Genomic DNA, 1683 nt, shown 5'->3' with positions numbered 1-1683 from the left:
CCAATGTCATCAAGCTAAATAACCAGTAATTTACATTAATATCTTAGTTGTATTATTTTACAACTATATTTACGATTTTTTTAGTTTTCGTTTCTAAAAAAGGCAATAGGATGCCCGGGACTTGTTTTTACATTTTTTTCAAGACCCTAAATTTTATATTTACTTTTGATTATAGAATAAAGTATATTGATATTAGTTCTTTTTTATAGACACCTCTTTTGGCTTTGGGCGAACTTATTGGATTTAAGTGTCCTGTTACGGGGATGATGCCTTCCTGGCCGGATAGGTGTCTTATTTTTTATCATTTCTTTCATCATGCTATGAAACATCGCCCGCCGCACATCCGACCTCTTTTCTAGTAATAGAAGAATCATGGAATCTTTTAGCTTTCCTATTAGGATATTTGTATTCACCTTATATTTATACTTCCGTTCCTTCCCCTTTTCCTGTTGATCAATGACTTCATCCGCCTCCTTTTTTAGAAGTGAAACCATGTTTATTAAATAAATAGACGCATAGAAGTCTTGTTCCACTGCGATCGGTGTACTGCCTGTAAAGTTCTCGATTTGTAGTTTGTTTTTCAGTTCGTTATATTTCACTTCAATTCCCCATCGTTTAAAGTAGAGAACTTTAAAGTCATCAAGATCAAGGCTTTTGTCCATAACGTTTGTAACGAGTATTTCTTCTTCTCCTGAATCCAATTGAAATCTAAGGACGCGGGCCGTGAAGCTCTTCTTATCCTCAGTGATTTCTATCATTTGATCTGCCTTTGTAGCACCTGTAATCTCTTTCATTGCACCCTTCGATGCACGAATGACATACTTGATTCCAGCCTCTTCTAAAAAAGCAATAAACCTTCGAGAAGGGTAGCCTCTGTCAAACAAAATAAGGTTATTTTGTAAGTTTAATTCGTTTAGCTCTTCGATCATTTCCATGGCCACATCTCGCTCACTAGATGTGTATGGTGCCATTTTTGACGTTAAGATAAGGTCATTTTCGATGTCATAAATACAAGATACTCTTGAACGAGCATAGGTAACGGTTCGCTGGTTTTGCGAAAACCCAAAATAGTTCCTTAGCGGTTCCGTATTACTCAGTTCAAATACGGAACCATCAATAGCACAAAGTCTGTAACCATGAAAGGTTTTAAAAGAAGAATCATCATAAAACCATTGAACAACAGAGTTTGTTAGTTTGATAAAAGCAGTAGGTGAGATTTTCCGTCTCGCTTCTGAATACCCCTGCTTTGTAATACTTACATCCGAAGGATGTAAGAGGTGAAAAAAGGCATCCAGTTCTAATTGAATACTTCTTTTCACAAAAAACAGACTAAAAAGAATGATACTTTTGAAATCCAGCTTGTTATTTCCTTGACGTGTAAAATAGGTGGGTTTCGTTCTCGATTCACACATAAAGATCACATCATTTAGCAGTCGTTCCGTAACCTCAACTGCCCCTAAAAAAGTCTTTTTCATCCCCATACAAATCACCAACTCTGTTTTGGTATACCAAAAACTGGTATTCAAAACGATTATTGGGGGTATTCTGAAAAGTCAAGTGGTTTTATAAGGATTAATCTAATCTTTTATGACATTTTCATTTTTATTTAATTTAGCTCTATTCAAAGAGAATCTCCTTTAAAAACCACTTACATAATTTGTAAGGTTAGCTTGATGACATTGG

At 35.3% G+C, this 1683-nt stretch carries 1 protein-coding gene; it reads right to left on the bottom strand.

Annotation, left to right across the window (positions count from 1 at the left end; all coding sequences use genetic code 11):
• Window positions 1–203: 203 nt before the first annotated feature.
• A complete protein-coding gene (locus JCM9140_RS21900) occupies window positions 204–1481 on the bottom strand; it encodes an IS4 family transposase (RefSeq protein ID WP_052002501.1) in 1278 nt (425 codons plus the stop codon).
• Window positions 1482–1683: the final 202 nt, after the last annotated feature.

The organism is Halalkalibacter wakoensis JCM 9140 (genome assembly GCF_000513095.1).
In the GTDB taxonomy this organism is placed as follows: domain Bacteria; phylum Bacillota; class Bacilli; order Bacillales; family Bacillaceae_D; genus Halalkalibacter; species Halalkalibacter wakoensis.
The sequence above is the reverse complement of the archived record's forward strand: the minus strand, read 5'-3'. Positions and strand labels throughout refer to the sequence as shown.